The sequence below is a fragment of the Sphingobium phenoxybenzoativorans genome (assembly GCF_018286635.1).
Lineage (GTDB): Bacteria > Pseudomonadota > Alphaproteobacteria > Sphingomonadales > Sphingomonadaceae > Sphingobium > Sphingobium phenoxybenzoativorans.
Genome location: NZ_CP073910.1, coordinates 2,113,298 through 2,138,378, shown reverse-complemented (window position 1 = coordinate 2,138,378; position 25,081 = coordinate 2,113,298). Strand labels below are relative to the sequence as shown.

Below are 25,081 nucleotides of genomic sequence, written 5' to 3'. Positions count from 1 at the left end.
GGGGCGGGCTGACCCGCCCCGCGCATCTCACATACCTTCGACAGCCTTGCTGACCAGAACATTCACCGCGACGCGGCGGTTCTGGGCCTTGCCTTCAGCCGTTTCATTGTCCGCCAACGGATCAGCTTCGGCCATCCCGGTGGGGGTCAGCATGCGATAAGGCTTCCATCCGCAGGCCTGCTGAAGATAGTTGATGACACTACTGGCCCGCTTTTCGCTGAGTACCTGATTGAATTCCTGGCTGCCCGTGGAATCGGTATATCCCACGACGAGAAGCAGCGCGTTATCCATCCCCTGAGCGGTGGTCGCCGCCGTGCAGAGATCATTCTTCGCCTGGGCGGACAGCACAGCCTTGCCGGTTGCGAAGTTCACATTTGTCGTACTTTTCACATTATACTGATCGATATCGCCCACACGGCCACGCAATGCTTCCGTTGCGGCCGTCTGCTCAGCAAAGCGCTGATCGGTGCCGTTGCGGATCATTTGCGCAGTCTTAAGATCCTTGCCGAGCAGTTTGATCTGGCTCGCCATCAGACCCTCAGGCGCCTGCAAGGTCTTGATGGTGACAGGCAGGCCATTGAGCAGCGAGGCCGCGGCAAGCTTGCTGCTGCTGAAAAGACCCTTGCTGGCCTTGATCTGAGTTTGGTCATTAACGACAACGACCGTGCTGGTCCCGTCATCACTCGTGATCTGCACCTTGTCGCCGCTGCGTGCGGAGATGATACCCTTAACCTCCGGTCCCGCAGCGAGGCGGGTGCCATCTACCGTCACAGCGGGAGCGTCGGCTCCGCTGCCTTCCTGTGCCTGCGCAGCCAAGCTGGCAGATGCCGTCCCGGCAAGCATGGCAAGCAATAAAAGAACTTTCGGACTTTTGGAAATACCACTCATTGCGCTTCTCCTTCAAACTCAACTAGCCGGGCCTGCATGATCGCAGCTCTTCGTCCGACTGCCGACCGCATGATGGCGCATTGGCTGTCAGAACCCCTCCCATTTCGCCTCGTAAGATGTGCGGTACGAATCCACACCTGAACGCTATGGATACTCTGCGTGTTCGGCCCAACCTTTCGGGCGCATGAACACTTCGGACAGCTCCCGTAATTGTGTCGGCAATTCGAACCTTTCATGCGACAAACCGATGCCGCCTTAATGATATTTTCGGTAATTGTTGGACGAACAGGCCAGCTATATTTGAGCATGCGCCTAGGTTGCATTCGTTCAGACACGTCTCCGGGATACCCCTGAACCTCTCTGGTATAGCTCTGTCGGCCATCTGACGCTGCCACCTGATCAGCGCTGACCGTCGCACAACTACTGCACCTCCGTAACAGACGGGAGCCTTAGTGGCGCGGCCCCCTGGATACTTCATTCTCAACGGGTCCGAAGAACAGCATTGCCGGGCGGGCCAAGCTCTCATGCCAAACGAGCAATATTAAAGCGCGCAAATCAGCCCAAAGACTTCACCCAGGGTTCCAAGAAAAGATAGCCCGATCACAATTTTCCGAGAGGTCACACATGACAACCATCACAGCCACAAAACCCAATCCGGTGCTGGAATTTATGCGCCTGATCGACAGTGGGCAGTTCACTGAATCCCTGAAGCTATTTTCGCCGGATGCCATGATCGCCACGCCGCTGTTCAACGATGGCGTGCCGATGAATTTCGAAGAGTTTCGCGAATTCGTCCATGAGTATGAGCGGAACGCCTCTCCTGAGGAGCGCGCCGGTAATCATGAAGTCGACAGAGTGTTTGAAATCGAAGGCGCCAGCATCATCGAAGGCTTCATCAAGGCGCCGGGAATAAGCCGCTATTACATGACAAGCGCCCGGTACAATTCGGAAGGGCTGATCACGAAATATGGCTTTCTGATCTGGGCTGTCGAAGACCCCGAAACCATCAAGATTCTGCGCGGCTAAGACACAGCATGGAATGGTAAGGCGATATCGGTCGGAGCCAAGCTCCCGCCTTACCTATCAGCCAACCGACTTTGGGTGCCGAAGCCCGCACCATAATAGGAGGCGCTGAAAAGCAGCAGCCTCCATGCATCATAGGAGTTGAGATATGTCCACAAACCATGTGCTTGAATATCTGAGGCTGATCGACACCGGCCATTTCGCCGAGGCGCTGACCCACTTTGAGCCTGACGCCATGATCATTTCCCCGTCGCTGCGCGGCGGCGAAGCGCTCAACTTTCAGGATTTTAGCGAACTCGTCTATGACTATGAGCGAACTGCGACGCCTGAACAGCTTGCGGAGGACCATGAAGTCGACAAATTCGTCGCATCCGGCGACACAGTGATGGCCGAAGGCTTCGTGACTGGCCCCTCGTCCAACCGCTATTTCCTCATCAGCACGCGCCTCGCCCCTTCCGGTCTGATCCAGCGATACAGCTATCTGACCTGGCAGGTGGAGGACGAGAAAGTCGTCAAGGTTCTTCGCGCCTGAACTGCGCCCCTTCTAGGGGCATAATGAATATCGTGCGTTGCGCGCTTAATCGTCAACTTTAGCCGCAACGCACATTTTATGGGCCATAGCTGAGCAGCTACCCCGAAGTTCAAAAACCTCAGACTGCGCGCCCGGCGGTTTCGCCCTGAAGGAAGGCGAGCATGGCGTCGCGAGGCGCATTCGCATCGCCAATGACGTGGACATCTCCGCAAATCTGGCGCGCCGCATCTTCAAGCGTCACATCCGGCAAGCGGCTATGCCCCCATATCAAAGCGTCGAACGGGCGGGTCTTTTTCTGAGCGCTGAGTTGATCCACGGTCATCACGCATCCGCCGGCGATGCCCGTTACCATGGTCCGCTCCTCAATGGCGCAGCCCAATGCCAGCAAGCGCGGCACATGATCGCCCATATGGGTCCAGCCCAGAAATTGCCCCACTGACGGGTTGGGAGTGGTCGTGGTGACTTTGACGCCCGCCGCAGCGAATTGCTCCACTACAACCGCAATTTCCTCACTACCCAACACGTCATGCACAAGCACATTCGTAAATTGTGCGTCGGACAGCGCTTCCATCGCCTCATCGGTGCTTAGAACAGGAACGCTGCCGTCAGTGTCCAACCGATGCTCAGCGGGTTTGGAGCCGGTGGCCAGAATGACGGTATCGAACTTCTCACTCTCCAGGAGGGCTGCGTTCACCTCGGTGCCTAGACGCATCTCCACGCCAAGCAATTCCAGCTCCTTGCCGATCCAATGCACTGCGCCCAGCATTTCGTAAGCGCTGGTCCTGTCAGTGATCGTCGCCAGCCGCCCTCCGGGATATGTGCGCTTATCCATGATCACAACATCATGTCCTCGGCGGGCCGCGATCTCAGCGGCTTTAAGTCCGGCCGGTCCAGCGCCAACAACCAAAATTCGACGAGGCGCATCCGCCTGCGACAGATCTTCTATCTCGCTTTCGCGCCCCGCCTCTGGATTGTGGAAACATCGCACCGGCAGACCCAGGGCGTTGCGATCGATGCACCCTGTATTGGCGCCCACGCAGGGCCGGATGCGATTGCGCTCACCTCTGAACAGCTTCTTCACAATGTCCGGGTCGGCGATATGGGCGCGCGTCAGTCCCACAATATCGCAGTCGCCCCGCGCCAGGGCAGCCTCAGCATGATCTACGTTGGTAATGCGTCCAACGCCAATTACAGGAACTTTCGCGCCGATCGCTTGGCGCAGCGCCGACGCGCCGGGCAGGAAATCTCCATGAGGCCGGCGATAAGTGCCAATCGCATGGGAATAGTGATAGGATGCGGAACCCTCGCTGGGGTTAACATAGTCAATCTGGCCGCCGGATACGAGCTCGACGGCGATTTCCCGTAACCTGTCCCGCCCCAGGCCGCCCTGTTCTGGCGGGCGGAGATCATCGGTCGCATAACGCAGCCCCAGAATGCCGTCCGGCCCTATGGCCGCGCGCGTCCGGTCGAGGACCGCCTTATAGAAAGCCAGGGGCTCGCCCCATTTATCCTTCCGGAAATTCATCCAGGGGCTGATCGACTGCTGCAAGAGGTAGCCCTGCGCCCCGTGCAGTTCGATCCCATCGAGACCGGCGGCAACGGCAACTTCGGACATCACCCCCCAGCCCTCGATGAGGGACTCGATCTCGCCGGAACTCATGGCATGCGCCACTTCAGTTCCCAGATCGGATTGCACCGGCGAAAAAGCCCAAAGCGCCTCCCCCTTCCACGGCACCCGTTTTCCGAACAGGCCGCTGCGCCACTTTGCGCCTGTGCCCAGGATCTGGATGACGGCCACCCCGCCATGTTCATGAACAATGTCGGCAAGCCGGCGGAATTTTTCGGCAAAACCTTCGAGCATGCCCGGCCTGATTTCATCGGCTGTCGGGGGAACGATACCGGTAATGCCGATAAGACCCGGCCCCTCGGCCCGGCGCGCTATATAAGCGGCGTGACTGTCCCCGCTCTCTCCAGGATCATAGACCTCCAGGCCATAGACGTGACAGGTAATGGCGACGCGGTTCTTGAGCGTTCTTGTACCGACCCGAACCGGTGTTAAGAGCCTGTTGCCCTGAATTTCCTGCGCCTCAGCAATCATATGATGTCTTTGCTCCAATACGGGGAGCGGGAATTGCAGCGCATCCAACCACTCCCATGTAAAACGTCATGCGGCGGCGGCGATGTCCCTGGCCGCGATATAGGCAAAGGTCATCGCCGGACCGATGCTCGCGCCCGCTCCGGGATAACAGCCGCGAAAGAGGCTGTTGCTGTCCAGGCCAACGGCATACAGGCCCGGAATAGGGTTTCCCGTCCGGTCCGTAACCCGCGCATGCGCATCGGTCTCCAGACCCGCAAAGATGCTCAGGTCGCCGGGCACTATGGGCAGCGCATAAAATGGCCCGGTCTTCAGCGGCCCAAGCGCTGGATTGGGTTTGTGTTCGGGATCGCCAGCGCCCGCCGATATGCTGTCCTGACCACGCTGAAAATCCGGGTCCTCACCATTCACTGCATGCCTGTTGAAATCGGCTATCGTCTTGTTGAGGATGGATGCGTCGAGGCCAATCTTGCTGGCCAGTTCACTGACCGTATCGCCTTCGATCACATATCCTTTTTCCACCCACGGCCGGACGGAGAAGGGCGCGGGTTTGACCATGCCGAGACCATATTTTCTGACGGCCGGGGCGTCACTCAGAATATAAGCCTTTCTTATGTCATGCTTGATCGCCGTGCGGCCGAAATGCTGATAGCTAAGCCCCTCGTTCACGAACCGCCGGCCGGTTGCCGCATCGACCATGATCGATCCGGGGCAATGACGCTCCAGGATGAGCGAGGGTAGTTTGGCGATGCTGCCGTCCTTGCGTTGCGACACCGATACGGGAACCCAGATTCCGTTATCCTCATTGTCATGCTCGATGCGGCCTCCGGCGGCCTCTCCCATCGTCAATCCACCCCCGGTGCACCCTTCAGGCTGGAGAGACAGGTCAGATATCGTGTCGGGAATATAACGGCGCCGCATTTCAGGATTGGCCCCACAGCCGCCGGTAGCGAGAATGACCGCGCGGGATACATTGATTGTCTCGCTCCTGCTCTCGCGACGGCAAACTACGCCAGTGACGCGCACCTGGTCCTTGATCAGTTCTTGAGCGGGAGCATCGGTCCAGATCTCCACGCCACTATCGATGGCGCTACGCAAGAGTCCGGCCACCAGCGCATTGCCATTTCCCAGCCGGGCACCTTTGCCATGCCTCAGCTTATCCCATGCATACCGCGCGAGGAGCGAGGCTGTGCCGGCAAAATTCGACACCGACCGGTTCCAGTGCCGTAAAATAGCCAGATCAAGAAAGGTGACCTGCATCGCGCTAAAGAGGCCCATTTCGGGTATGGGCGACCGGAGCTTTTTCAGAAGAGAACCAAGCCGGTTGCCATCATAGGGACAGGGTATGAGGGTGCGGCCTGCTGTCCAGCCAGGCATTCCGAGGACATAGTCGCCGACCGCCACGGGCATGAATTTGGCATCCGTGGCATCTTGAACATAGCGGAGCATATCCGGCGCATTCTCAAGGAATGCGTCGATCTTGGCGGCATCATAGCGATTGCCAAGAACAGCGCGGAGATATGCCTCGGCCATCGCCTTGCTGTCCTCGACACCCGTGGCGGCAGCCAGATGATTGTTGGGGATCCAGATACCACCGCCAGCGATTGCGGACGTTCCCCCAATCACCGATGTGCTTTCAAGCACGAGAACCGAAAGGCCAGAACGCGCCGCAAGAATGGCTGCGGTCAAGCCTGCCGCACCGGAACCAACAATCACCACATCGGCTTGCATTACAAGGCTCCTGCTTCGAGACCGATCTGGCCAATATATCGTCGTACTGACCGCCAATAATGTCGGGCCTGAATCTTCCCGTCCGCCGGCAGGTCAGCCATTACAAAGCCAATCCCAAATCAGTGCATCACCGTGCCGCCATCCGCCGTAAGCGTCTGACCGGTCATGAAAGAAGCATCTTCGGTAGCAAGGAAATGCATGACATTGGCGACATCCGGAGCCAGCGCGTCCCGCTTGATGAAGCGCGCCGCAATGGCTGGCGCCATATAGTCCCCCCATATTTCGGGAGCCGATTTCACGCTTTCGGTAATGGTAAAACCCGGAGACACGGCATTCACCAGCACATTGTCTATGCCAAATTCATTGGCGAGCGTGCGGGTCATGGCGATGATCGCTCCCTTGCTGGCGACATAATGCATGATCCCGGCCGACCCGACAAAGGCCGCACCGGACGTCACATTGATGATGCGTCCCCATTTGGCCGCCCTCATATGGGGGGACACCGCCTTGCACATCCGGAAGGCCCCAACGACATTGACGTCGTAAATCCGATGCCATTGCTCGGCAGTCGCCGTTTCAAACGGCGCGGGCCGCAATTCGGCGGAAATGGCGGCGTTGTTGACCAGAATATCGATACGCCCCTGTTGCGCCATCACCTGTGCAACTACGCCGTTCACATCTTCGTCGCTCGTCACATCAACCGTGGCAGCCAACGCGTTCAGACCCTCCGCCCGCAAACTCTCGGCCGCAGCCTCATGCCCCTTAATATCCGCGATGACGACAAAAGCGCCTTCCCTCGCAAAGCGTTGCGCAGCGGCAAAACCGATACCGTAGGCCGCGCCGGTCACAATCGCGCATCTGCCTTCGAGTGAACCCACCACTCTCTCCCAAGCATGGCATCATGGCCTATCCGGCGGATTGGCTCACCGTAACGTACGCTCAATATTCGCCTGCCGCTGCCGGTCGCGACCGGCAGCGGCAGGTTAGTCCTTGGTTCAGAACTGCTTCGTGACGGACAGACCATATGTGGCCGGCGGAGCAGCCTGACCGAGCATGGCGGCGCCAGACCAGGTCGAGTCCGGCACGTTCGTCAGGAAGTAGAGCTTGTTGGTCACGTTCCGGCCATAGGCGCTGATCGTCCAATCATTCTTGCGCACTATATCCAGATACAGGTTCAGTTCCCAGCGAGAGGGTTGGGACTGGAAGTCATAGTTGAACTGAGAGAACTGGACCCGGCTTGTCCAGCTCAGTTCCGCACGCGGCGTGATGTCCGCAAAACCCGCATGGAAGGTATAACCCGCTTCACCCACCAGCTTGTATTTCGGCGCCGAGGTGAGCTGATTGCCAGCGAGATTTTCGACCTGCCCCGTGTAAATATTCGTGTCGAAAAGTTCGAGATATTCACTGTGCAACCAGGCCAGATTGAACGAGAGCCTCAGATCATCGACCGGAACCGCGGTGATTTCCGCTTCTGCGCCATAGAGCCTTGCCTTCGCCGCGTTAATCGTGACCGGACCGGGCGTCGGCGGTTCCAGGTTTACGATCGTGATCTGAAGGTTGCTGTAATCATAGTAGAAGCCGGACAGGTTCACGCGGAGCCGGCGATCAAACATGTCGGCCTTGATGCCAGCCTCATAGTTGGTCAGCCTTTCAGGATTGAACGCCGGCTTCAACTGGGTGAAATCGAACCCGCCGCTCTTGAAGCCGCGAGAATAGGTCGCATAGGCCATGACCCGGTCGCTGAACTGATAGTGGATTGTGGCCTTCGGGTCGAAGGAGGACCAGGAAGCCCCGTCTACACCGCTGCTGCTGCAGCTTGTGACGCCGAACACGAAACCGGTGATCGGGGGGGCGACGCAACCGACGACACGAGGGGCGTTGAGCCGATAGAGATTCACGAAATCGAGCTGGTTATACCGGCTGATGTCGCGCTTTTCGTGGCTGTAGCGTGCGCCAAGATCGATCCCGAGCTTGTCCGTGACGTGGATGGTCGCCTGAGCAAAGGCGGCATAGGCGTCGGTCTTTTGCGTGCCGCCCTGGCCGAAGCTTTGGTAGATCGGCGAATTGGTGCCCCCGAAAAAGAGTGGGGAGACGCCAGCGTTCAACGAGAAGCTGTTCTTTTCATGGAAGTAGAAACCACCCAGAACCAGGTCCACCGGACCCTTTTTGAGCGATAGACGCAGTTCCTGCGACCAATGGTCGGATTTGGTGTTGAGATCGATCGCCGTGCTGACCGCGGTCGAGTCATCGCCGCCATTGCCTGCGCTTACCTGGTCGAGATGGCGATAGCCGGTGACCGAGGTAAGATCGACATCATCGGCAAGGTTCAGCGTGGCGTTCGCAGTCAGCCCATAATTTTCCATGAAAAGGCGCTGATCGAGACCGCCGCGGTCACGCCTGCTGGCGGCATGCGCAAAGCCCTTTGCGACATTGACGTCGGCAAGGAAGGGGTTGGGACGGACATAGGCGTAGCCGCCGGAAGCGTCCTTCTCCCAGCGATAGTCGCCGGTCAGGGTCATGTGAAACTTGTCGGTCGGTTCAAAACGCAGCTTGGCGCGAACCGCCCTGCTCCGCTCATTGTCGACGGGATTGCCGGTTACGATATTCTTGCCGAAGCCGTCCCTGTCATTGGTCTGGAAAGCGAGCCTGGCCGAGACGGTATCGGAGAGCGGGCCGCTGATCGCGCCTTCCGCCCGGATCAGGTTATAGTTGCCGGCTGTGAGCGAGGCATAGCCCTCCAGGGAATCGGTAGGATCATTGGAGATGATATTGACCGCACCCGCGGTGGCGTTCCGGCCATATAGGGTGCCCTGCGGACCGCGAAGCACCTCGATGCGGTTGATATCGAACAGGGAAGCCAGCGCTGCCTGCGAACGGGCGTTGATGACGTCATCGGTGTAAACAGCCACACGCGGGTCCGTGCTTGCGTCCAGCCCCTCGATGCCGATGCCGCGAATGAAGATACGCCCGTCACCGCCGATGCGGGAGAAGCTGACATTCGGAATTGCGCGCGTCAGCGCATCCAGATTGGCGATGCCGCGATCCTTGAGCATGTCACCGCCGATAGCCGTGATCGACAGGGGCGTCTGTTGTACGCTCGATACCTGCCGCTGTGCGGTTACGACGATGTCTTCGATTTTTGCGCCCTGATCAGCGGCCGCGTCCTGCGGTGCGACACCCGCTTCCTGAGCGTTTGCAGCCGCTGCACTCAGCATAGCCACAGTCAAGATTGCGGATGACGTCAAGAATTTGCAAAGCATCAATTTACCCCCTCCCAAAATATGTGCCCGCTGCTCCTTCTTGCGGGGAGCGGTGCGCTTGCATTGGTGGGATTATGTTCACAGCCACAAATCGATAACGCCATCGCCGGTTGAGCAAGCGAGCCTTGCCCATGTCCAATCCGAAGAATTGAACAGATATTTCTGGCGTTAAAACAGTTACCTACCAGTCACCGAAAATCTGCTCGCGACCCTAAAACGGGTCAACATGCGGCAAAGGAAAGGCTCCCTTGCCCAACGGGCGATAGAGTTCCGCCTGCATCTTTGTGATCATGCGCCAACCAATTTCAGGCGCACCTCTCGCGGCAAAAGAACGAGCGGGCATGTGGATTTGGCACAGTCTGGGAGGGGATCTATGACGGACATTCTCGCACGGCGCGTTCGCCCTGCCGGAACCCTTGTCACTCCCCATCTCGAACATTTCGCGGCTGCAGGCGCCATGGCGGATTTCAACCCTCCGCCGTCCGGCTCCGGCCGTGGGTCAGGTTCAGCACTCTCTCCAATTTTGCGGAGAAGCAATGACCGGATCGCCGGGACGATATTGGGAGAAGGATGTGGGCCGAGTTCTGAAAATATACGCTGCTGCCCCACTGCTTTTGACAATGATCATCGGCGCCGGTCCCATGTCCGCCATGCACGGCGTCAAGCCCAGCGAGCGGTTGCTGGACAATTCGGGCGGCGCTGACTGGTCTGGCTATGGGCGTACCTATGGCGAGCAGCATTACAGCCCTCTGGATCAGGTAAACGCTGGCAATGTAGAACGCCTTGGCCTTGCCTGGTCGTTGGATCTTCCCGCGGGCAACACGGTCACCCAACCGATCGCAGTGGATGGCGTCATCTATTTCGCGATGGGATACAGCTTTGTGCATGCGGTGGACGCCGTTACCGGCAAGCTGCTGTGGAGTTATGACCCGGAGGTCTACAAGACTGCAGGTCCCAAGCAGCATGCCGGATGGGGAAGCCGGGGCATCGCGTGGTGGAACGGCAAGGTCTACACGGTCACGCATGACGGCTTCGTTATCGCCCTCGACGCAAAGACCGGCAAGCCGCTCTGGAAAGTGCCGACGCTCGACAAGGATGACAGCAGCTATGTGACGGGCGCGCCACGCATTTTCGACGGAAAGCTGATCATCGGCAATTCCGGCGATTATGGCGCGGTGCGCGGTCATGCGACGGCGATTGACGCCGAAACAGGCAAAACGCTGTGGCGGTTCTGGGTCGTTCCGGGCGATCCCGCAAAGGGCTTCGAGAATGAAGCCATGGCAATGGCGGCGAAAACCTGGTCGGGGGAATGGTGGAAGTTCGGCGGCGGAGGAACGCCGTGGAATGCATTCACCTACGACCCTGAAACCGACACCGTCTTTATCGGCACCGGCAATGGCTATCCCTATAATCACCGGGTTCGCAGCCAGGGCAAGGGAGACAATCTGTTTCTTGCCTCCGTCGTCGCTGTCGATGCGAAAACCGGCAAATATAAGTGGCATTATCAGGCCAATCCCGGCGAAACCTGGGATTTCACCTTCACTCAGGACATGCCGCTGGCCGACCTGATTATCGACGGCAAGCCGCGCAAGGTGCTGATGGCGGCTCCCAAGAACGGTTTCTACTATATTATCGACCGGATCACCGGAAAGCTGATCTCCGCTGAGCCCTTCGTGGACGTCAACTGGGCGTCCAAGATCGATCTGAGCACGGGTCGTCCGGTCGAAAATCCTGAGGCGCGCTATGCGAACCCGGCAGTGGTCCGCCCGACCTCGCTTGGCGGACATAATTGGCAGCCCATGTCGTACAACCCAAAGACGGGGCTGGTGTACCTGCCGGCAAATGAGCTGTCCGCCAGACTCTCCGATGACGGCTCCGGCGCGGGCTGGCTGCCTCCAACCGACGTCACCGTCGGCGGCGGGCCGGGATTTGCGGCGGATTTCAAGGTGAAGGACGGCGGACCGCGCAACTACACCTCCTCGCTTATCGCCTGGGACCCGGTCCGGCAAAAGCTGATGTGGCGGGTGCAGGCCCCCCGCATGGTGCCCGCAGGCGTGGTTTCGACAGGCGGCGGCCTGGTATTTCAGGGCGGGATCGACGCCAGGTTCAGCGCCTATTCGGCTGTCGATGGGAAACGCCTCTGGTCGTTCGATACGCAGGCCCCGTCGGTCGCGCCACCCATCACCTTTTCCGTAAAGGGGCGGCAATATGTCACGGTGCTCACGGGCTTCGGGACAAGTTCCAGCAGCGGCGGAGCGATGCTTCAGCGGTACAGGCTGGACTATCGCACAATGGCGCGCCGCGTCCTGACCTTCGCGCTCGATGGCAAAGCGGTCTTGCCGCCCAAGGTGGAACCGGACTGGTCGAAACCGGCCGATCCCGATTACAGGCCGAACCCGGCGCTGGCCAGCCAGGGCGCCGCTATCTACGCCCAGCATTGCACCCTGTGCCACGGCTTTGGCGCTGTGGCCGCCGGCATGGCGCCCGATCTGCGGCGGTCCTTCATCCCCTTGTCCGAGGAAACCTTCCTCGCGGTGGTGCGGGACGGCATTCTCCAGCCCAACAACATGCCGAAGTTCGACAATATCTCCGCCAAGGATCTGGCCGCTGTGCGCCAATATATCCGGGCGCAGGCGCATAATCCGGAAAGCGACAAGGAAACCGAGGATTTCGGCCAGGCCATGTAGTCATTTGCCGGTGGGCAGGGCCACACCGGGTAAAGAGGGGATGAAGTGATGAAAATATACAAGCGCAAGAGCGGCTGGCGCGGCGCGATAATGTCTGGCGCTGGCGCAGTGTTCGCGCTGTCGGTAATCGGCTCATCGCTGGCCGCGCAGGAAATCGGGCATCACCCGATGGAGGGCCCTCCCCCCCTTCCCGAAGTCACCAGTTGGCCGCTCTACAATGGCAGTCTTGGCGGGCAGCGCTTTTCCGATCTGACCGCGATCAACGCTGACAACGCGGCGAATATCCAAGAGGTGTGTCGCGTTCAGGTCGGAGAGCTTGGCTCTTTCTACCCCGGCCCGGTCCTGGCCAACGGCATGATTTATATCACCATTGGCCGGGTGACGATGGCGATCAATCCGACGACTTGCGCGATCATCTGGAAAAGCACCTACCGGCCCATGGCCAAGGAGGGCATCCCGGTAAACCGCGGCGTCGCTTATTCTGACGAAAAGCTTTTCCGTGGCCTGCCCGATGGCAGCATCATCGCCTATGATGCGCTGACGGGTCAGCAGATATGGCGAAAGCAAGCCATCGATTGGGCAAAGGGAGAATTGTTCACCTCAGCGCCGATCGTCTGGAACGGCATGCTGTTCATCGGCATCGCCAACAGCGAGGGCGGCATTCGTGGGCGCATGTTCGCATTCGACGCCAATACAGGTGAGAAACTCTGGCAGTTCAACCTTGTCCCGCAGGAGGGAGAACCCGGCACCGAAACCTGGAAGGGGCGTTCCTATGAACAGGGCGGCGGCGGCACATGGACGTCCTACGCGCTTGATCCCGATACTGGCGAGCTGTTCGTTCCGGTTGCCAATCCGGCCCCCGTTCTGGATACCGCCCCGCGTGTCGGGAACAAGAAGCACACCAATCTCTACACCAATTCCATTGTCGTGCTCGACGCCAAGACGGGCAAGCTGAAATGGTTCTATCAGACCCGGCCATCGGACAATCACGACTATGGCGTGACGTCGCCACCGATGCTGTTCGAGGGTAAGGACGGGCGGAAGCTTGTCGCGCTGGGCAACAAGGACGGTCATGTCTATGTGATCGACCGGACAAGCCACAAGATGGTCTTTAAACGGCCAGTGGTGCGGTTGCACAATCTGTTCAAGACGGCGACGCCCGAAGGAATAACCATCTGTCCGGGCGTGCTGGGCGGGATCGAATGGAATGGCGTTGCCTTTGACCGCCTGAACCGCTCGCTGATCGCGGGCGCGGTCGACTGGTGCCACAAGATCACTCTGGCGCCGCAGCCCTATGTTATGGGCCAGGTCTATTATGGCGGACGCATGATGGCCGATGGCGACAAGCCGGACGGCACCATTACGGCGATCGACCCGGATGATGGCCATATCCGGTGGCAGTTCAAACCCGGTTTCCCTGTCGTCTCGGCAATTACGCCGACTGCGGGCGGCGTGACCTTTGCGGGAGATCTGGGCGGGAATTTCTACACGCTGCGAAGCTCCAATGGCGAAGTGCTTCGCAAGATCGCCACGGGCGGCGCGCTGGCGGGCGGCATCGTCACCTATGAGGTCAACAAGAAGCAATATGTGGCGCTGACCTCAGGCAATGTATCGCGGTCGACCTTCGGCGCTTCGGGCATTCCGACGATGGTCATCTATGCCGTAGGCGCAGCGCCAGCCCCGGCGGCTGCCACATCCGCAGCGACGCCAAAGGCCGCTGCCGTTCTGGAGAAGCCAGACGCGGAAAAAGGCAAGGCGCTGTATGAGACCATGTGCGCCGCATGTCATGGAGCGGCGGGAGAAGGCCAGGCAGGTCCGAAACTCGCAGGCATATCAGGCCGGGCGACCAGCGATCAGGTCGCGGAATGGATCCGCAATCCGAAGTCGGAAGCCATGCCGCGCATGGTGCCCGATGTCGTATCGGAATCGGATGTGGGCCACCTCACCGCTTTCCTGATGAGCATGCCCGGCAAGCCATAGCCGCGCCGCCCACGCAGCCTGAGCATTGCCCGGCGGCGAGCAATGCTCAGCCTCTCAAATGCCGTGCCGCCCGGCTTGCGGGACCGCCGGCTGACCCGGACCTGCACGCGCGCTGTCGATGGTCCTGAACCCCAGATGGGAGGCCGCATAGAGTTCGTCCTGCGCGTGCCTGGCCGCCGGGCGGTAGCGGGCGCAATAATTGGGGGCGCAGAGGAACGAGCCGCCCTTGATGACGCGAGCGCGCGCATCGGGCTGGGCGGGATCGAAACTGGGATTGTCCGGCGCGCTCTCATTCGACACCATCGGACCGTGACCGGGCAGGTACCAGCTTTTCGTCCATTCCCAGGCATTGCCGATCATGTCCTGAAGGCCGAACGCATTGGGTTTATAGCATCCGACAGGGGCCAGCCCCTTATGGCCGTCAACCGCGTCGTTCTGGACGGGAAACTCGCCCTGCCAGCTATTGGCCGCATCCGGTCCCGGCTGCGTCAGCGTATCCGGTTGCCCGGCCCCCGCCGCACGCTCAAACTGCTCCTCGCTCGGCAGGGACCGGCCTGCCCAACGCGCATAGGCAAGCGCGTCGGCATAGGAAAGCTGAACCACCGGATAGTCATCGCGGCCTGCCAGGTCACTGCCCGGCCCTTCAGGGTGCCGCCAGTCCGCACCCTTGACGATATGCCACCATTGGCTTGGTTCAACGGGTCGCTCGCCCAGCCCTGGCGGCCGGAATACCACTGACTCCCCCTGCCGCTCCACCTGGGTCACATAGCCGGTAACGGCGACGAAACGGGCATATTGCGCGTTGGTCACTTCATGCCGGTCGATCCAGAAGCCGGGCACCTTGACCCGATAGGAAGGCCGTTCCTCTGGATAGCCCCGATCGTCTCCGATCAGGGCTTCTCCAGCGGGCACCCATATCGCCTGGTCTCCCCCACGCTCACACACACTGCCATAGGCCGGCCGGTCGATAGCAGCGGTGGTGAGCGGCAGAAGCGCCACGAGGGAGATTATGGGCAGCAACCGACGGATGATCACGGCTGATAAATCCGCTGATCGGGAATGATCACGCCCACATCCTTGGCATAAACATCCCATGCCGCGATCAGGTCCTTGCGCCGGTCGGGCTGCTCCAGCGACAGGTCATTGGTCTCGCCTGGGTCCTCCGCAATATTGAACAGCCGCCATTTGCCGTCGCCAATGTCGGTGATCTTCCAGTCCCCTTGCCGCAATGCGCGGGAGCCGAACAGCTCCGTCCCGAAACTGTCGTTTGGCGCGTAGACGCGATCGGCCTTCCCGCTGAGATAGGACACCCAGCTTTTGCCGCGAATGGGTTCAACGCTCCGGCCCTGGAAGCTGCCTTTCGGATCGGCCACGCCCGCCAGTTCGAGGAATGTCGGGCTGACGTCCGCGACGGAGAGGAACGCGCCGTTCACGCCCTTCCGCTCGAACCCCTTATAGCTGATGAACGACACCGCGCGGGTTCCGCCCTCCGTCGCATAAGCCTTGTAGAGCCAGGACGGCGCGGTTGCCGCCTGCGCCCAACCGGGGCCATAGCTGACATAGCTCGTCGCAGCGCCGAGATTGTCGAAGCTGTTGTCCGCTGCGGCCGCGGCCTTGTTGATGCCCACCATCTCCGTGCGGGCAACGTCCAGCCCTTCCGCGCCATTATCGGCCAGGAACAGGATGACGGTGTTGTCATATTCGCCGCTGCGCTTCAGCGCATCGATCACGCGGCCGACATTCTTGTCCAGCCGGTCGACCATCGCTGCGTAGATTTCCATGTCGCGTGCGGCAACGCGCTTGTCATCCGCGCTGAGCGAGTCCCAGCCGCCGCTGCGCAGTGCGGGGATATGCGCCGCCTTTGCGGGGTCGATCAGGCCCAGTTCCGCCTGACGCTTCAGCCGCTGCGCGCGAAGCACATCGAAACCGGCGTCATAACGGCCCTTATATTTGGCGATGTCGGCCTTTGGCGCTTGCAACGGCCAGTGCGGCGCGGTGAAGGCAAGATAGGCGAAGAACGGCTTCTTGCCCTCCGCGCCCTTGCCGCTGGCCTTGAGCTGCTCAATCAGCTTGGTCGCAAAATAGTCGGAGGAATAGAAATCGTCCGGCAGCTTGGTGACGGGCTTGCCGTCCTGGGTGTAGGTGGCGGTGCTCGGCCCGCTATTATTGCCGAAATGATTATGGCCGCCCTGCAACAGAGCGAAGCTGTGCTGGAAACCACGGGCGTGCGGGTCCTGCTGCGCCGTCAGGCCGAGATGCCATTTGCCCGACAGGATGGTGCGATACCCCCCGCTCACGAGCAGTTCAGGAAGCGCCGCGACCTCCGGCCGCAAATAGCCCTCATGGCCCGGTTGCCCCTTCTGGTTCGGGGAGATCAGTTCCGCCATCGTGCCAAGACCGGCGCGGTGATTGTCGGTGCCGGACAAGAGCATGGAACGGGTCGGCGAGCAGGTCGGAGCTGTGTGGAAACCAGTCAGCTTAAGGCCCGACGACGCGATCGCATCCAGGTTCGGCGTGTCGATTTCCCCGCCAAATGCGCCGATGTCCGAATAGCCAAGGTCATCGGCCACAATCACTAGAAAATTGGGCTTTTTCTCCGCCGCATGAGCTTGGAATGCGACGGTGAACGCGAGGGTGTAGAGCATATTTTTCAGTCGCATCATCCACCTGTTGGATTGTTGGAATATAGGGCCGCACCGGTCCTGTTGGACCGATGCGGCAAAAATGGCCGGAGCGTCGTGGAACGCCGGGCGGAGCGGTTATTCCGCCGGCTGCAATTCGACCGCGCGCTCCTTCTTCACCGTGCGGCTGGGGCGGCCGTCGATCGAGACGGGCACCGTGCCGGCGACGGTCGCGCGGCGCAGCGTCCGGCGCTGGAGACCGAAGTCGGCAATGGCGCGATGCTGGGTTGCGCGATTGTCCCAGATGGCGACGTCACCCGCGCGCCAGCGCCAGCGCACCGTGTTTTCCGGACGGGTGATGTGATCCTGAAGGATCGAGAACAGCCGCTGCGAATCCGCGCTGTTAAGACCGACGAACTGCTTGACGAAATGACCGACCAGCAGGTTGCGCTCGCCCGATTCCGGATGAACGTGAACAACCGGATGCTCGGTTTCATACACGGTCGACGCGAAAATCTTGCTATATTCCTCGGACCGCTTGGCGTCCTTGATGCTGAGCGCGCCGGCATAGTCATATTTGTTGGAATGGGTCGCCCACAACGTGTCCACCAGCGGCTTCAACGCCTCCGGCAAATCCTCATAGGCCGTCGCGGTGTTCGCCCACAGCGTATCGCCGCCAGCCTGCGGAATGGTGATCGCCCGCAGGATCGACGCCTGCGGATAGGCTTCGACGAAAGTGACATCGGTGTGCCAGCTCGACGCGGCATAGCCTTCCTTTGAGTCCAGTTCGAGCAGGTAGCGCGATCCTTCCGCCACCGGCACGGTCGGATGCGCCACGGGTTCGCCGAGCAGGGCGGCGAAATCCTCATGCCGCTGATCGTTCAGGGCGTCCTGATCGCGGAAAAAGATCACCTTGTGCCGGACCAGCGCTGCGCGGATCGCGGCAAGCGTCGCCGGATCGAGATCGCCAGAGAGCGCAACGCCCCTGATTTCCGCGCCGATCCGTCCGGCGACCGGCACGATGTCGAGTGGGCTGGCCGCGTCGGCGGCGTTGATGAAATTGTTGATCTGAGCAGTCATGGCATTGTCCTTCCGTGGGATTGTCGGGTTGGGGGTTGGCGGGGTCATTCGGCGGGCTGGAGCGCGTGGTCGCGTTCATCCAGCGCCCGGCGAATTCGGCTGTGCTCTGCCTCATCCAGCGGAAAGCCGTGGATGAAGGCGGCGGAAATGAGGTGGGCTACGGCGGGGCCAAAGGCGAACACGTAGAGAAGGCCGTTCAGCGCCGCGGGAGTGTTGGCGGGCGCGGCGGGATCAAAGCCGAGCCAGCCGACCAGAGGCAGAGCGATGCCCACCGCCAGCGCCATGCCGCCCTTCATCGACAGGCTGAATGCCGAGAAAAAGAGCGCGGCGCGATCATGCCCGGTTTCCAGGCGGTGACGGTCAGCGACGTCCGCGACGATCGCCCGGAGCATCAGATTGCCCGATCCCTGGGCAAAGCCCTGCGCCACGGTGAGGCCAAGCAACAAAGGGAGATTGCCGGGCGTGACGAGCAGCAGGCCGAGATTTATGGCGATCTGCACCACTTCTCCGGCGACGGCCGCGCGATGCTTGCCGATGCGGTAGCCGATCTGCGCCCATATCGGCCCGGCGACGATGCCGAAGATGAACTGCAGCAGGAACAGGCCACTCGCCCATTGCGGCAGGCCCATATAATGGGTGACGAAAAAGACGATCAGCACGGAGCGAATGCCCTGCCCCGTCGTCACGGCAAGGTCGGACGCCAGCACGCGCAGCAGAAGGCGGTCGGCGAACACCACGCGAAGCGCTTCCCGCAGCGGCAGGCGGGCCGGCTGGGTCAGGGGAGCGGGCTTTTCCGGGAAAGCGCGGAGGGCAAAATTCAGCGACAGGATGAGGCTGACGATCACGACCGCGCCCATCGCGCCCAGTTTCAATGCGCCATCCTGCGGATCGACCTGATCGATGATCGTGGGCAGGACCAGCACGAGCAGCAAGGAGGATGCCCCCGCCACTGCCTGGAACGTGGCGATCCGGGTGCGCTCATGATATTCCCCGGAAATCTCGCCCGACCAGGCGAGATAGGGGATCTGGATCATCGACCAGCCCAGATACATGATGAACAGCGACACCGCGAGATAGACGGGCGTTACGCCGAAAACGGGAAAGAACAGGGCTATCGCCGCCAGCCCGAAGGCGATGGCGCCGGCGACGATCCACGGCCTCCTCCTGCCGAAGCGTGACCGGGTGCGGTCGCTGAGCGCGCCGATCAACGGGTCCGCCGCAGCGCCCCAGAGCCGCTCCGCCAGGAAGATGGCGCCGATCGCCGCCAGCGAAAGACCGAAATGCTGGCTGTAAATGGCCGGCAGGTGCACCGCCAGCGGCATCTGCGCTGCGTAGATCGGCACGGTGAGCGAGGCGAAGCCCGCCAGCCGCCACGGGCTGAGTTGCCCAGTGGAGCCGCCCTTTCGCCTGCCCGGCGAACCGGACGCAGCTTTGGCCGTGACAGTGCTTCGCAGAACAGTCGCCATGATGACCTCACAATTTCGTTCGAAGGGTGACACCGATGGTGCGGGGATCGCCTATCGTGCCGGTGACGAGACCGAAGGCGCCCGGAGACAGGGCCTGGAAATAGTTCTTGTCCGTCAGGTTGCGCGCCCAGAGGGACACATCCCACAGCCCGTCATCCACCCGCAGGCCGATGCGCGCATTGAGCAGGCCGTAACCCGGCACATCGGCATAGCGGCTGTTGGTCGAGGAGGTGTTGAACCCCGTGCGGTGCGAAAAGTCGGCATGGCCGTAAATCTCGACCCCCCGCCCTTCCCATTCCGTCAGCGGCTGAGCGACGTCGACGCCGAGCGTGTAGGTGAATTTCGGCACCCCGCCCAGTTGCACGCCGGACAGGTCCTGCGTCGGGCCGGATGTGGGATCGCCCGGCGTGACGACCGGATTATGCTCCTGCGCATTGGGGGCATTGGTATAGTTGCGGTAGGTCGTCTCGATATAGGAGCCGGAGGCGGAGAAGCTGATCCACTTGCTCGGCGCATAGCTGAGGTCCGCCTCCAGCCCGCGCGAGCGGACCTTCGGGATGTTGGAGATATATTGGATGACCGGACCAGAGGCCGGGATGACGGTGATCGCGGTCTGATAATCGCTGACCTCCGTCCAGAAGCCCGCAGCGTTGAAGGTCAGCTTCTTGTCGAAAAACTGGCTTTTCAGGCCGACTTCGAAACTGTCGACGGTTTCCGGCTCCACCTCTGCGGTCGCGCCGGCGGGCAGGACCGTCAGATTAAGGCCGCCAGACTTGTTGCCCCGCGAATAGGAGCCGTAGAGCAGGACATCCTGCGTCACCTTCCAACTCAGCGTGGCGAGGCCCGAAACGCTGTTGTCGGTGAGGCCGACAGTGTAGCTGGTGACGGGATTGAAGCGGGTGCGGATGGCGCGCGCCGCAGTCGCCTGAGCGGCGGTCAGGCCGGACAGGTCATTCCCGGCATACCAATATTGGTCATAGGCTCCGTTTTTCTTCTCATGCGTATAGCGCAGGCCGCCGGTGAAGCTGAGGCTGTCGCTGATGTTCCAGGTCGCCTGGCCGAACAGGGCGTAGCTCTTGGTCTCCGGCGTCGATGTCGACCGGGCCTCGAAACCGTTCAATGCCGCATTGGCGATGACCGGATCGGTCGCCCCCGCCACGCCGGGCGGCGGGAAGTTCCAGTTGGCCGCAGCCGAGCCATAGGCCGATGCGCCATAGCCGCGCACGATCTGCCAGAAATAATAAGCGCCAACGACATAATCGATTGTATTGCTCCCGGTCGAGGCAAGGCGGATTTCCTGGCTGAACTGGCGCTGGCGATTGGCCTGCTGCGCCTTGGTGATGACCGGCAGGCCCGTGGAGTCGCCGTCATTGGCCGGGTCCCAGTCCCACCAGCGATAGGCGGTGATGGAGGTCAGCGCAGCAGGGCCCAGGTCCCAGTCAACCTGACTGGACACGCCATAGCCCTTCATGAAGGCCTGGTAATGGCCATCCGAGTCCCCGTTGCGCGCAAAGGGATCGACAGGCAGCGGCGTGTAGCCGGCGCGTCCTACGCGGGCGAGGAAGTTGTTCGCGATCGTGACGCCGTTATCGTAGGTCGAGAAGTAATTGACCGGGATATTCAGCGCAAAATGTTGTTTCTGATGGGAATAATCCCCGATGATCTTGACCGACAGCGTGTCGGTGGGCTTCACCAGCAATTGGCCGCGGACCGAGAAATTGTCGTAATCCTGCGCCTTTGATCCATCATGCAGGTTGGTGAGGAAGCCGTCGCGATGCGTGTCGGCAACGCTCAGCCGGAACGCCACCTTGTCCGCGACCAGCGGCGCGGAAACCGACGCCCGGACCTGATGATAGCCATAGGTGCCGAGCGTCACTTCGCCGAAAAAGTCAGGATCGAAGCTCGGTTCGCGGGTCGTGATATTGATCGCGCCAGCGGTCGTATTCTTACCGAACAAGGTCCCCTGCGGCCCGCGCAGCACCTCTATCTGTTGCAGATCGACCAGATCGAACTGCGACTGTCCGGGGCGGCCGTAATAGACATTGTCGACATAGAAGCCGACGCCGTTCTCCAGCCCGTCATTGGTCAGCGCGACGTTGGAGCCGAGACCGCGAATATTCACATTGGTATTACGCGGGTTGAAGCTGAACACCTGAAGGCTCGGCACAAGCTGCTGCACCTGGCCCAGAGTGAAATTGCCGGTCTTTTCGAGCGAGTCCGCGCTGACGACGCTCAGCGCGATGGGGACATCCTGCGCATCCTCCTCCCGGCGGCGGGCGGTTACGAATATCTCGCCGCCCGCTTCCGCATCCGCGGCATCGGCTGCGGCGGCCACCGCCACCGGCGCGACCGTGGGCTGCTCTGCCGCCAGGCCCGGCGTCGCCGTCAACGCGCCAAGGAAAGCGCCGGAGAGCAGAAAGCGCCGGAAGGCAAGGCGATCACTTTTGGAAACATCATTATAGGTCACTGTTTTTCCCTGATTTCTTTTATGAATGTTGAGCCCCGCGCGGTGGACGGACGGGCTTATGAGACGGTTCGCCGTCAATCAGGGCGACGCCGAAAATGGCGGCCGCGGCCTGTTGAAGGGACACGGAATAGGTGCGCGGCGAAGCGCCCTTGGATGGAATTCTACCGGGCATGACGCCTCCTTTCCGAAAGGCGCCGGGCGCTTTTCGGATGGCTTGGACATGCAGGACCCGTTCGCCGCGACCCTGTCGCGACGGGACGATCTCCTGATGTCGAAGTGCGGCTGCAGTCAGGCGACCGGCGGGCGGACTGGCCAACGGAAACCGCGCGAAAGGATGCTGCAGGTCGGTGACAACCGGCAGCCGCTATCCCCCGATCCGGTGTCTAGTGAAGCTTATGCATCGTTACTTCCCCTACATTGGGGGGAACACGATCCCTGGCGTGGTCGCCTTAGCATCGTGCGCTTTAGCCGTTGATAACGCGGAGCAAGCTGCATCCCGATCAAAACCCGCGTGCCCTGAACATCCGGCCTGATGAGGCTGGTCATACGGGGGCAAGCCGCATGGCCTTTCGAATGATGTCTACTTACGTGATAGAGATATTATCGGTCAATGCCGTTCGGACGAAGATTTGCTATCCCGTGCGCAATCTGCGCTGTTTCACATATCGAACATCATTCTCAGCCAATCTGGCGCTTGCCGAGTTTCCGCGCGAGCGTGCGGCGGTGCATGCCCAGCCGCCGGGCCGTTTCCGAAATATTGAAACCGGTTTCGGCCAAGGTTTCGTGGATGCGTTCCCACTCCAGGGTCTTGATCGAGGTATGGCGCTCGGTCAGCGGGGCGGTGACATCGCCATCGGTGCGGCCGAAGGCGGCCTCTATGTCGTCCGTATTGGACGGCTTGGCGAGATAGTGGGACGCGCCAAGCTTGATCGCCTCGACGGCCGTCGCAATGCTGGCGAAGCCGGTCAAGACGACGATCTTCATCGCCGGGTCATGGGCATGGAGCGTCTGAACGCAGACGAGGCCGGATGCGCTGCCCAGTTTCAGATCGACGACCGCGAAGCCGGGACTATGCTGCGCGAGCAATTCGACCAGCGCCTCATGGCTGTGGGCGAGATGGACATTATAGCCGCGCCGTTCAAACGACCGGGCAAGCGTATTGGCGAACGCCTCGTCATCCTCGACGATCACGATATGGCGATCAGCGGACATCGCCATCCCCCCGGCGAACGCCCAACGTGTCGAGCGGGAACAACAGCGTCACGATCGCCCCGCCCATGACGCCATTTTCGGCCGTCACCTCTCCGCCCAGCTTGCGCATCACGTTGAGCACCAGGAACAGGCCAAGCCCCCCGCCCTGCTTGCCCTTGCTCGATTGATAGGGCTTGCCCAGATTTTCCAGCATTCCGGGCGCAAAGCCGGGGCCGTCGTCGCGAACCACAAGCCGCAGTAAATCCCCCTGCTGATCGACCGAGAGGCTGATCCAGTCGGGCGAGGCCTCCGACGCATTGTCGAGGACATTGTATATGACCTGCTTGAGCACCGGATCGGCAACGATCTCCAGCCCGGCGTCGGCGCTGTTGTCATAATCGACCTCCACGCCCGCATGGGCGACGCTCCATTCCTTGACGATATAATCGAGGAAGATGCGGATGGAAATGATCGTCGGGGCCTCACCCCGCGCTTCGCCGGAGGAAAGGAGAATGCCGGAGAGGATGGTCTTGCAGCGCTGGACCGCGACCTGCATCTCCTCAATCTCCCCAATGATACCGGGCTGGGCGGCAAGGGCCGGCATGCGTTTCCAGTCGTTGAGGATGACGGCCAGTGAGGAGAGCGGCGTGCCCAGCTCATGCGCGGCCCCGGATGCGAGCAGGCCCATGCGGACAATATGATCCTCCTCCGCCGCACGCTGGCGCATATCGGCGAGGCGGGCGTCGCGCGCCTGCAAGTTGCGGTTGATGCGGGTCACGAAAACGACCAGCAGCACGGCAATCAGCGCAAAGCATATCCACGCGCCGATGATGTGCATTTCGAACAGAGATTCGGCGAGCGCCGTCGGCAGAACCAGGGGCCAGTAGAATTTCGCGAGGATGGCGGCGAACACGCTGGTCGCAAAAACGATCGCCCATGCAGAAAGCGTGTCCAGCAGGATCGCGCCCAGCACCACCTGAAGCAGATAGAGATAGATGAACGGATTGGTCGCGCCGCCGCTGAGATAGAGCTGGATAGTCAAGGCGACGACATCGAAAAGCAGGGCCAGAAACAGCTCCGCATTTGCGACCGTCTGGCGGCGGCGTAGGACCGCGAGACTGCCGAGGTTAAGGCCCGTGGCGGCGACCGGAACGATCATCATGACCAGCAGCGGCAGGCGGATGCCCATGCCGTAATGCACGATCAGAATGGTGAAAAGCTGTCCGGCGGCGGCGATCCAGCGAAGCTGGATGAGCAGCAGCATATTCTTGCGCCCGGCAGCCTCCGCAGGCCAGTTGCGCAAAATCGGTCGTGTCTGGCTAATGATCTTCAGCGCCCTCATGCCGCGCCTCCACCCGCCGCGCGGAGCCTGCGTTCCTCTCTCAGGAACAGCATGTAACCGCCCGCCGTCATAAGGGCCAGAGCGAACCAGGTGATCGCATAGACAAGATGGTTGTTGGGAAAGGAGACGACGGTCATGCCGCCCACCGGCAGCGCGTCCCGGCCGCCAGCCGCCTGCGCGTCGATGAAATAGGGGGCGGTGCGGTCCAGGCGAAGCGCTCTGGAGATTGCAACGACATCGCGGGAATACCAGCGCCCTGTGGCGGGATCATTGGCGCGCAGGAAACCGCCGCCGGGTTCCGTTATGCGCAGCAGGCCAGTGACAGCGGCGGGCCGGTTTCCACTTTCCGCTTTCCAGCCGGGGGGCACAAAGCCGCGATTGACGAGGATCGTGAAGCCCCGGCCGGTGTCGAGCGGCGTCATCACCCAATAGCCGCTGCCCCGCGCCGTGGAGGCACGAACCAGCGCCTGCCGGTCGAAGCGATAGACGCCTTGCGCGCTTATCCGGCGATATTCGGACGCCTGCGCCGTGATTGAAGGCCATTCCGCCGGGGCAGGCGCGGCAATGGGCGGGGCGTGGATGCGGGCGTCTACGCTGGCGATGAGCGCGCGTTTCCACGCAAGACGCTGCACCTGCCACACGCCCAACGCCACAAAGCCCGCAACAAGGAGCAGCGCAAGCAGCCCCGTCAGCGCCACCGTCATGCCGGACCGTGGCG

The 25,081-nt window shown here is 61.0% G+C and carries 17 protein-coding genes; 4 read left to right on the top strand and 13 right to left on the bottom strand.

The window, feature by feature from the left end:
- Positions 1–27: 27 nt before the first annotated feature.
- Positions 28–888, bottom strand: coding sequence for an OmpA family protein (locus KFK14_RS10375; protein WP_212610730.1), 861 nt, complete (start codon positions 886–888; stop codon positions 28–30).
- A 669-nt stretch (positions 889–1,557) separates the two neighbouring features.
- On the opposite strand from KFK14_RS10375, the gene KFK14_RS10370 reads away from it, so the two are divergent.
- Both KFK14_RS10370 and KFK14_RS10365 read left to right on the top strand, forming a co-directional pair.
- Positions 1,558–1,914, top strand: a complete 357-nt coding sequence (locus tag KFK14_RS10370) for a hypothetical protein (RefSeq protein ID WP_212610729.1) — start codon at positions 1,558–1,560, stop codon at positions 1,912–1,914.
- Between the two features lie 145 nt (positions 1,915–2,059).
- Entirely contained in the window at positions 2,060–2,443 is a 384-nt protein-coding gene (locus KFK14_RS10365; RefSeq protein ID WP_212610728.1) for a nuclear transport factor 2-like protein, read from the top strand.
- Between the two features lie 118 nt (positions 2,444–2,561).
- Here the strand turns inward: KFK14_RS10365 and KFK14_RS10360 are convergent, their stop codons facing one another.
- From KFK14_RS10360 to KFK14_RS10345, 4 genes are all read right to left on the bottom strand, one after another.
- Positions 2,562–4,541 (bottom strand): oxidoreductase, encoded by a 1,980-nt coding sequence (locus KFK14_RS10360; RefSeq protein WP_212610727.1) that lies wholly within the window; start codon positions 4,539–4,541, stop codon positions 2,562–2,564.
- A 66-nt stretch (positions 4,542–4,607) separates the two neighbouring features.
- Positions 4,608–6,269 (bottom strand): FAD-dependent oxidoreductase, encoded by a 1,662-nt coding sequence (locus KFK14_RS10355; RefSeq protein WP_212610726.1) that lies wholly within the window; start codon positions 6,267–6,269, stop codon positions 4,608–4,610.
- Positions 6,270–6,388: 119 nt separating this feature from the next.
- A complete protein-coding gene (locus tag KFK14_RS10350) occupies positions 6,389–7,147 on the bottom strand; it encodes an SDR family NAD(P)-dependent oxidoreductase (protein ID WP_212610725.1) in 759 nt (252 codons plus the stop codon).
- A 117-nt stretch (positions 7,148–7,264) separates the two neighbouring features.
- The gene (locus KFK14_RS10345) at positions 7,265–9,484 is read right to left on the bottom strand and encodes a TonB-dependent receptor (RefSeq protein ID WP_246525040.1); all 2,220 of its coding nucleotides are present in this window, start codon (positions 9,482–9,484) and stop codon (positions 7,265–7,267) included.
- A gap of 686 nt (positions 9,485–10,170) precedes the next feature.
- Here KFK14_RS10345 and KFK14_RS10340 point away from each other — a divergent pair.
- Together KFK14_RS10340 and KFK14_RS10335 are read left to right on the top strand one after the other, a co-directional pair.
- On the top strand, positions 10,171–12,216 hold the full coding sequence (locus KFK14_RS10340) for a PQQ-dependent dehydrogenase, methanol/ethanol family (RefSeq protein WP_212610723.1): 2,046 nt from the start codon (positions 10,171–10,173) through the stop codon (positions 12,214–12,216).
- A gap of 48 nt (positions 12,217–12,264) precedes the next feature.
- The gene (locus KFK14_RS10335; RefSeq protein WP_212610722.1) at positions 12,265–14,196 is read left to right on the top strand and encodes an outer membrane protein assembly factor BamB family protein; all 1,932 of its coding nucleotides are present in this window, start codon (positions 12,265–12,267) and stop codon (positions 14,194–14,196) included.
- A gap of 54 nt (positions 14,197–14,250) precedes the next feature.
- Here the strand turns inward: KFK14_RS10335 and KFK14_RS10330 are convergent, their stop codons facing one another.
- From KFK14_RS10330 to KFK14_RS10295, 8 genes are all read right to left on the bottom strand, one after another.
- Entirely contained in the window at positions 14,251–15,231 is a 981-nt protein-coding gene (locus KFK14_RS10330; RefSeq protein WP_246524987.1) for a formylglycine-generating enzyme family protein, read from the bottom strand.
- Complete coding sequence (locus KFK14_RS10325; protein ID WP_246524986.1) at positions 15,228–16,859, bottom strand: arylsulfatase; 1,632 nt, start codon at positions 16,857–16,859, stop codon at positions 15,228–15,230. The genes KFK14_RS10330 and KFK14_RS10325 overlap by 4 nt, the downstream gene beginning before the upstream one ends.
- Positions 16,860–16,955: 96 nt before the next feature.
- Positions 16,956–17,897, bottom strand: coding sequence for a TauD/TfdA dioxygenase family protein (locus tag KFK14_RS10320; protein ID WP_212610720.1), 942 nt, complete (start codon positions 17,895–17,897; stop codon positions 16,956–16,958).
- Between the two features lie 44 nt (positions 17,898–17,941).
- Positions 17,942–19,363, bottom strand: coding sequence for an MFS transporter (locus tag KFK14_RS10315; RefSeq protein ID WP_212610719.1), 1,422 nt, complete (start codon positions 19,361–19,363; stop codon positions 17,942–17,944).
- A 7-nt stretch (positions 19,364–19,370) separates the two neighbouring features.
- Positions 19,371–21,830, bottom strand: a complete 2,460-nt coding sequence (locus tag KFK14_RS10310; RefSeq protein WP_212610718.1) for a TonB-dependent receptor — start codon at positions 21,828–21,830, stop codon at positions 19,371–19,373.
- A 678-nt stretch (positions 21,831–22,508) separates the two neighbouring features.
- Positions 22,509–23,042, bottom strand: a complete 534-nt coding sequence (locus KFK14_RS10305; RefSeq protein ID WP_070151432.1) for a response regulator transcription factor — start codon at positions 23,040–23,042, stop codon at positions 22,509–22,511.
- Positions 23,032–24,363, bottom strand: coding sequence for an ATP-binding protein (locus KFK14_RS10300; RefSeq protein ID WP_212610717.1), 1,332 nt, complete (start codon positions 24,361–24,363; stop codon positions 23,032–23,034). The genes KFK14_RS10305 and KFK14_RS10300 overlap by 11 nt, the downstream gene beginning before the upstream one ends.
- The gene (locus tag KFK14_RS10295) at positions 24,360–25,067 is read right to left on the bottom strand and encodes an SURF1 family protein (RefSeq protein WP_212611115.1); all 708 of its coding nucleotides are present in this window, start codon (positions 25,065–25,067) and stop codon (positions 24,360–24,362) included. The genes KFK14_RS10300 and KFK14_RS10295 overlap by 4 nt, the downstream gene beginning before the upstream one ends.
- Positions 25,068–25,081 lie beyond the last annotated feature (14 nt).